We start from the raw sequence: 7,780 nt of genomic DNA on the forward strand, positions 1-7,780 counted from the left end.
CACTTATTCTCTATATTATCTTCCCATTAAAGAGCTGGAATGACCCCGAGTAATGGAGGAAATATTTTTCCCATTTATTAGCGGAAGGTATTTCTTTATTTTCTTGACGAGTATTGAAATGGCTTATGAGGTTTATATATCGCAACTTATCGGAAGCTACTTATAGAGAAAAGGAGAGAAGAGGTTATGCGTAGCATATCTTTTCTCCTTTTTACTTGTGAATTCATTCTTTTACGAACAGTTATTTAAAATATGTTAAAAGGCTTAACTATTTTCACTAATTCACTTGATACTTTTATATACCTGCTATTAGAAAAAGAATGAAAGCTGTAGTTCTGATCACCTTTTGTATAGCTCTACTAATTTTTTACCGTCGGTTTCACCAAAGATAGTAGTGAGTGGAACTAAATTGATAAAAACATTTAAGTAAGATACGAATATGAAGCTATCTAAATAATGACGGAAAACTCCGAACTCATATCCAGTGGTCACATCCAGAACCAGTGCGCAAATTAAGTTAAATAGCACTCCACCTAAAAAGAAGAAGGACTTTTGAGTGGTGCTCATCCAGTTGATCGTATTTGCGACGACTCTTCCGCCGGCAAAATAAACATTTCTGATATTGAAGTTATTCTTTTTCCATAGAATTTTACCATTCCCAATACTGAACTCATTGATCTTTCCACCAAATAGCTTAAGAAAAAAGGCATGTCCGGTCTCATGAATAAATGCAACAAAAGGAAAAATAAACAAACCAATGATCATGAAGTTAACTAAAAAATTCATGTTTTATCTCCTTTTTCTCTAGATAAGCATTGAACCAATCTAACGATTGCTAGTTTGACCTTTCGTACGCATATGTAAATTGATAACATGATACAAATACGTATAACTAGAGAGTTGGTTTCACTAATTGCTTAGTTAGCTGACTGTAATTTCATTAAAGACAGCACAATTAGTTTACATATCATCAGTTATCGGAAGCTAACAAATAAAAAGGAGACACTCGAAATATTGCCGAATGTCTCCTTTTTATAATTAAAGCTTATACGGTTCGCCATAGTAAGACTCTGCCTTTGTAAGCAATCAAACTGACGATGGCCAATAAAATTCCGGATAAGATGAAGACACCCCGAATACCAAATGCATCTGCTAGAACACCCATCAAGAGGGAAGCAATACCGAAGGTTCCCGTACCAATTGCTCCGAGTGTAGTAAACACGGTCGGCAATTGAGCTTTCGGAACACTCGTCTGGACCACCGTCTGTTGCGGAATGTTCTTGATTTGGCCAGAAACCCCAACCAAAAAAGAAAAAAGCAGTGCCAACATTGGAAGGCTCGTCAATCCAAAGAAGATGGTGACCAAGCTGCTGGAGATGGCTCCGATAAAAATAAATTGGCTGAGTTTCTGTTCAATCCAATCTGAAAACCGTAGACAAAACAGACTGCCTGCGATCAATCCCAAGAAAAAGGCGCCGTTAATGAATCCCCACCATTTTTCATCTGCCAATAAGGCATCACTGACAAAGACATAGAGAATCGCAGCAATCCAAACCGTACCAGCAATCGTCTCTAACACATCCATCCAGACAATTCGCTTGAGTACAGGCGAAGTGGAGACGGTCTGCCATCCTTGGCTGATTTGTTTCCACTTTCCTTGCTCCTTTGATGGCGTAAAGTCGACCGTCTCCAAAAAGCTCAAAAGCAGACTCGAGACCAAAAATAAGCCGGCTGTTAACCAGACCAATTCATTCGCAGAGAGCCAAATTAATAACGAGCTGCCTACAAACCACATGGCAGTCTGGATTAATTGGGTAATGGTTTCCGTAATGCCATTCGCTTTCAACAGCTGTTCGCTTTTCACGTAATTCGGAATGAGCGACTGGGTCACCGGATTGGCGCAACCGTCCAATAAGGCAACTAGGCCAATAACCAAAAATAGGCCGTAAAAATTGAACAGCGAGAGTTGCGGCAGAAAGAATGCCAGCCCAATTAGCAACACCGTTTTCCCCATCTGCGAGCATGCCAGTAGCCATTTCAGATTAAATCGTTGCATCAGCAAAGGCGTCAAGGCGTTTGAGATGAACATCGAGCTGGTGATAGTGAATGGAACAAAAGCAGCTGCAGTAGCCGATCCGGTCAAGTCAAAAATAACGTAAATGATGCTGACGATGTACAAGACATCGCCAATGTTGGCAAGCGATTGCCCGGTCAGCAGTAAGTTGAAATTTCGATTCCGTTTCATTATTCAGTTCCCCCAAGAAGTCAATTCGTAAATGATTTCTACTAAAGGGGATGGATCAAATTGGACTAATGGTCATCTCAGCTGTTCCTTTCCGATTGAAGATAAATCTTGGGGGACTTAGATTTATCGAGAAGTTTGATTATTCCTATTATACGTGAAATTAGTAGAAAATAAATGGCGTTAAAAGAAATAATTGGATATAGTAAGTAGAACTACGCCATGTATTCCAAGGGAACTTAGTATAGACATCTCATTGCGAAGAGGATGTATTGAGGGATTTAAAATGGAGGGAACAGTATGCTAGCCTACCCGGTTTCGACGACGAGAAAAGAAAAATTAGAAATGATCCATATTATAAAAGAGAGACTGCTATCTGCCCATGGGGATGCCATCCTTGCCATCGGTGCTTATGGATCTATCGCTTTGGAAACGGATGGACCGTTTTCCGATATCGAATTGCATGTCATTACAGAAGGTGCCAGTCAGTTAGAGAGCCTGGAATTCATCTACGATAAATTCAAAATCGAACTCAGCGCAAAAGACCGCCGTACATTTATCAAGCAAGCAAAAGAAGTGGATGATTCATGGGCCATCAAGACCGGTGTGTTTATTCATATCCTTCCGATTTATGACCCGACCCATTTGTTCGAGGAAGTCAAAGTCCTCCCTTTTGAAGCATTGGATGCCATCAGGAGGGATGTTATGAAAGAGTTCATGGTCTGGGAGCCGTATGAAACCATTGCGAAAATAAGAAATAATTATAGCAGTGGCAACTTAAATTATCTAGACTTAGGAGCGAGGGATTTGCTCTGGCAAACGGCAAAACTGATTGGGCTTGCCAATAAGACCTATTACACTACAAGAGCCAGAACATTTGAAGAGTCGTTGGAAATGGAATCGATTCCTTCTGGATACAAAGAACTCTTAAGGTTCATTATGGAAGGGCAACTGCACGGCAAAGAAAAAATCTATCCCCTTTGTGAAGAGCTATGGACCGGCCTGAATGAGTGGTATAGCGATATGGGATTGGATTACCGGTTAAAGGAGCTTCCTATTTAATTTTTCAGAAACCAGAAGCCAAAAATGACAGTAGAAATCGTTTAATCAGTTTACATATGACCCCTTATCGGCAGTTACTTATAGTGAAAAGGAGAGAAGAGGCTGTACGTAGTGTATCTTTTCTCCTTTTTGTATGCGAAAGTGACCTTTTACGAACGCTTAATATCATAACTCTAACGTCGTAATGACGGTAGTTGGACTAATTATTAAAAGTGTCCTTTTTTTAGCCGATACGCCTTATGATAAACTCATGTTATCAAAAATTTCCAAAAGACTAAGTGAGGGAAATACTTCATTAAATAATTTCAAAAGATTACCTCCTAAACAGCGAGGAATAAAGGGGAAGCTAGATATGATTGAAAATGACGACCTTCTAATTAGACTTATGAACCGAAATGATTTTGAGGTAATGGTTAAATGGCTAAATAATCAGAGAGTACTGGAGTTTTACGAGGAACTACCTTCAAACTTTGATAAGGTGGAGAAGAAATACGGTCCAAGGGTTGAAGGAAAGCACTATGTTACTCCTTGTATTGTTGAATACAACAATCAACCTTTAGGCTATATACAATATTATGAAATTCAGGAAGATGGATTGAAAAAATACGATTTTACTTCAAATCAAAATATCTATGGAATAGACCAATTTATTGGAGAAACTACATTATGGGACAAAGGAATAGGTACTTCAATGATCTTAATGATGATAAATCATCTTAGAAGTAAAGGTGCCTCGAAGATAGTTTTAGAGGTGAAAAAAGATAATATCCGTGCAATTAAAAGCTACAAGAAATGTGGTTTTAAGAAGACCAAAGAAATTACCAATGAATTAAACTTGATGGAATACAATATGAACGGTGTATTGCATTGACAAGGGACTATATGAATCTTTCTAGTTTACATATTTCAGATTATCGGAAGTTAGCAACACAGAGAGAAAAGAAGCAACAGCAGATTATTTCTGCCTTTGCTTCTTTTTCAATTTATTGAAAAGAAAACTCAATAATAATCAAAACGATTTTACTTATGCTAACTCTTATGTTCATCTGGAATTAGCGTTTTCTTAGGTTGAAGGGACGCAATCAAATAATATATTCCGGGCAAGATAATAATTGCACCGATTCCAATATAGGTATGGCGAATATTTAGCGTTAAGAATGGCAAAGAAGCGAACAAGATTCCTAATGGCATGGTAGCCCGGAGGAACAGCAAGCGGACGGCGCTCAATTGCGCGAGCCGGTCTCTCGGAGCTTCCCGCTGGAAAATGGCGGCACTTTGAGCATTGAACAGAGGAAACAGGATTCCGCCGATCAATTCACACATCCATGCGAAAGGAACCGAGTGGACAAAATACAGCAACACAAAGGATAAGCCACCTCCAATCAAACCAACGTACATCGTTTGAGGGTTTTTTGGGAGTTTGGTCAGAAGAATCATTCCCAACACATAACCAATTGGAAAGGCCCCTTTGAAAATGCCGTATTCCCAGGTTTCACCTCCCAGTTCTCCACGAATGAAGGGGACACTCAAAACCAGTGTTGCACCCACTGCAAACTGAACAGTCGAAGACAGGAGCGTTAGCCGCAGGAGTTGTGGGTAGCTGAAAAAACTCTGGTAGCCCACTTTCATTTCTGACCACCAGAACTTCTTGGTCCAAACTGCCACTTTTTGTTTGCTGGATTGCGGAATGCGTGAAAGTGCCAGGAAGCTAAGGAAAAACAAGAGTGCTGAAATGCTATAAATCCACTGCATTGGCACCAACAGCAATAAAAGAGTAGTCACACCTGGCGCTAGAAAACCCATCAGCCGGAGCGTTCCATCCAGCAAGCCATTGGCATCGACCAATTCTTCGTCGGTGCAGATTTCCGGTAGCAGGGAAAACGACAGGCTGGCAAAGATGGGCTGCAGCAAGCCTAAGATACACTGCAGCACCACCAAACCGATGATGGTTCCTGTTTCCGTTCCCATCCAGAATCCGATTAAAGGCAACAGATAAGCAGTGCCTCTAATTAACTGTATATTTTTCAACATTTTTTCTTTGATCACATGATTAAGAAAAGGTGAACTGATGCCTTGCAACACCAAAGAAGGAATAAAGTACACGAGCCAGAGGATACCCATCCACTCCCGCGAACCGGTCAGTTCGTATAACAACAATCCATTGATAATAGCGCCGGCAGCCCCGCCAAATTCGGAGACGATTTCACCGATCCATAAAGATTTGAAAGACTTGGAATACTTCTTCATAATTCGGTTTTCATGTAACGGGTCAATTGGTTGGAGAACTCTTCAAGTTTTTCCAGGTTTATCGAATAAACCCCTTTCTCTACCCGAATGAATTTGGCGGCTTTTAACAAGGATAGCTGATGGTGAAGCGTTGTTTTTGATGTATTAAATTGACCACTCAACTCTTGAAGGGATAAAGAATTTTTCTGTAGTTGAAACAACAGCTTTAATCGCAGTTCATCTCCCAGTGCTTTATGACCGCGGATCAACTCATTTGAAGGAACGCCCGGTTCGAGCAGATGCTCTTCGTTAACTGGATAAAAGAAGAGTTTGGTGTCAGTTGTGCGAATCGTCAGCACCCAGGGACGATAGGAAACTTGCGGAATCAGTTTGACCGACCAAACTGACGGTTCCGGAAGGTACTCAACACCACTTGTTACCCGCTCGATTTCAGCTACCGAATTCAATGCATCCAGTTGGCGATGCTGTTTCTGTTCAAAGGCGAGTGCCTGGAGCCATTTCTCCCACTCTTCTTTCTTTGACAGCCAGTTTTCCCATTCTCTTAAAACACAGATCATCAAACTACTTGTGTCTGATGGTGAAAGCCGGTGAAGCTGGTGAATATAACCTTGTAGATACTCATGCCCTTGAAATAGATTCGCATACCTTTCCCATAAATCTGTTTGGTCGGGATCTCGGGCTGCTTCTATTCGTAATAGCTCAGATTTGCGGTCATGGTAAGGAAGGAGCCCTTCGTAAAAATCAGTCGTTGAAGCAGTGGAAAGTAAATTCGAAAATTCTTGAACCGAATCTGCAGAAAACTGATTTTGCAGGAGAATCATACCGTACCAAAGGTCTGTTTCTTCTATTTCTTCTAACAGCTGAACCAGTGAAGAGGGCATCACTCCTGCATCGGCTATCCACTCCTCATCCAATTCAAACGTGTGCCGGAGCTGTTTGTGTGTATAACCGGCGATTCCTAGTATCAATTCCCAGACTGGGGACTGTTCCACTTTCAGCTGAATGGTTTCGATAGGTGAAGCTGAATTCAACATTTTCAAAGGGATTCCTCCTAGGTCTTCATAATAAATTTATTCTATATTATTTGAATTATAAATTCAATAAAAATAGAATTAAAGTCTATAAAAAAACCTTTAGAGAGAAAGTATAATGTTGGATTTTAGTATCATTATTTATTTAGTTAACATATGACACCTTATCGGAAGTCCATAAAATCAAACTGGAGAAAGTGCTGGCCCTAAGCATCTTCTCTTTTTCGTTCATGTAAGTGTACTTTTACGAACGCTTTTTTAGTGAGAAACAATTTATAGACTCCTATCTATAAAGCACAAGAATGGTAAAATAAGTATTATAGAAGCGTGAATCAAAAATGGAAGTGAAGGTAATAGTAGAATGGCACATCCATATGAAAAATATGAAAATACAGAGCTATGGAAAAAAGTAAATCAGGTAGTAGATGAGTTAGTTGAAAATCAGGACATTGAAGAAATAACAAAGAGAGAATATATCGTCGGATATATCTGCAAGAAGCTCATAGAAACTGAGGAACCAAAATAACACAGAATATCAAGGGATTGAATGTAACTTATGTGCAGAAAAGTTACATTCAAATCTATGAAAAGCAATCAAGGAGTGTAGATGACATGGCGAAAAAAAAGAAGAAAGTAAAAAAAGAGAAAGAGATATTTTACGATTTCGATCCATATTTTTCAAAAAAAGCAAAAATGGAAATCAAAATCGATGAAGTGGGCGTTTCATTTGTCGGAAATTCGGAAGGATATCTTTCACTGTCCAGGTTCTTTAGCTATTTAGCAGAGGTCCATACGTCGATTCGAGAAGAATCTCCTCAACCAGAAGGAACAAATACGGTACAAGGATATGGAGCTTACCATTTCAAAGACTACGTAAGGGAAGAAAAAATTCAACAAGGGGACTACGCCTTTAATCCCGGGCCCATTAGCAACTTAAAGCCTGAGAATCATGAACAAGATGTTTTGTTTTGGTTGTCAGATGTAACGGGGCCAGCTTTTTGGCAAGAAGATGGAGATGCGAAAAAGAAAGAAAAATAATACGCTTTGAGAACGATTGAGAACGATGGAAACTGAATGTAACTTATTGTGAATTAAGTTACATTCAAAACTAGAAAAAGTAACAGTGAAATTACTAGAATAGTTCAACGGGAAGGACGTCTATCCTCCCGCCAGGAAGGAGAAATTTATGGTATTTGTT

Annotated in this window: 8 protein-coding genes; 4 read left to right on the forward strand and 4 right to left on the reverse strand. The window is 39.7% G+C overall.

Annotated elements, in window-relative coordinates; all coding sequences use genetic code 11:
* Window positions 1–339: 339 nt before the first annotated feature.
* Both QMF37_RS17915 and QMF37_RS17920 read right to left on the reverse strand, forming a co-directional pair.
* The gene (locus QMF37_RS17915) at window positions 340–786 is read right to left on the reverse strand and encodes a site-2 protease family protein (RefSeq protein WP_283479087.1); all 447 of its coding nucleotides are present in this window, start codon (window positions 784–786) and stop codon (window positions 340–342) included.
* 259 nt (window positions 787–1,045) lie between these two features.
* The gene (locus QMF37_RS17920) at window positions 1,046–2,245 is read right to left on the reverse strand and encodes an MFS transporter (protein ID WP_283479089.1); all 1,200 of its coding nucleotides are present in this window, start codon (window positions 2,243–2,245) and stop codon (window positions 1,046–1,048) included.
* 297 nt (window positions 2,246–2,542) lie between these two features.
* Between QMF37_RS17920 and QMF37_RS17925 the strand changes: the two genes are divergently transcribed.
* Both QMF37_RS17925 and QMF37_RS17930 read left to right on the forward strand, forming a co-directional pair.
* Window positions 2,543–3,304 (forward strand): kanamycin nucleotidyltransferase C-terminal domain-containing protein, encoded by a 762-nt coding sequence (locus QMF37_RS17925; RefSeq protein ID WP_283479091.1) that lies wholly within the window; start codon window positions 2,543–2,545, stop codon window positions 3,302–3,304.
* 352 nt (window positions 3,305–3,656) lie between these two features.
* Window positions 3,657–4,175: a GNAT family N-acetyltransferase gene (locus QMF37_RS17930; RefSeq protein ID WP_283479092.1), complete on the forward strand. Its 519-nt coding sequence runs from the start codon at window positions 3,657–3,659 to the stop codon at window positions 4,173–4,175.
* Between the two features lie 158 nt (window positions 4,176–4,333).
* Here QMF37_RS17930 and QMF37_RS17935 read toward each other — a convergent pair whose 3' ends face one another.
* Together QMF37_RS17935 and QMF37_RS17940 are read right to left on the reverse strand one after the other, a co-directional pair.
* Window positions 4,334–5,551: an MFS transporter gene (locus QMF37_RS17935; RefSeq protein ID WP_283479094.1), complete on the reverse strand. Its 1,218-nt coding sequence runs from the start codon at window positions 5,549–5,551 to the stop codon at window positions 4,334–4,336.
* Window positions 5,548–6,585: an ArsR/SmtB family transcription factor gene (locus QMF37_RS17940; protein ID WP_283479098.1), complete on the reverse strand. Its 1,038-nt coding sequence runs from the start codon at window positions 6,583–6,585 to the stop codon at window positions 5,548–5,550. The genes QMF37_RS17935 and QMF37_RS17940 overlap by 4 nt, the downstream gene beginning before the upstream one ends.
* A gap of 358 nt (window positions 6,586–6,943) precedes the next feature.
* On the opposite strand from QMF37_RS17940, the gene QMF37_RS17945 reads away from it, so the two are divergent.
* Entirely contained in the window at window positions 6,944–7,108 is a 165-nt protein-coding gene (locus QMF37_RS17945; RefSeq protein WP_283479095.1) for a hypothetical protein, read from the forward strand.
* 86 nt (window positions 7,109–7,194) lie between these two features.
* A complete protein-coding gene (locus QMF37_RS17950; protein ID WP_283479096.1) occupies window positions 7,195–7,620 on the forward strand; it encodes a hypothetical protein in 426 nt (141 codons plus the stop codon).
* The last annotated feature ends 160 nt before the right edge of the window (window positions 7,621–7,780 follow it).

It is taken from the genome of Planococcus sp. S3-L1, assembly GCF_030063085.1.
Taxonomy (GTDB): domain Bacteria; phylum Bacillota; class Bacilli; order Bacillales_A; family Planococcaceae; genus Planococcus; species Planococcus kocurii.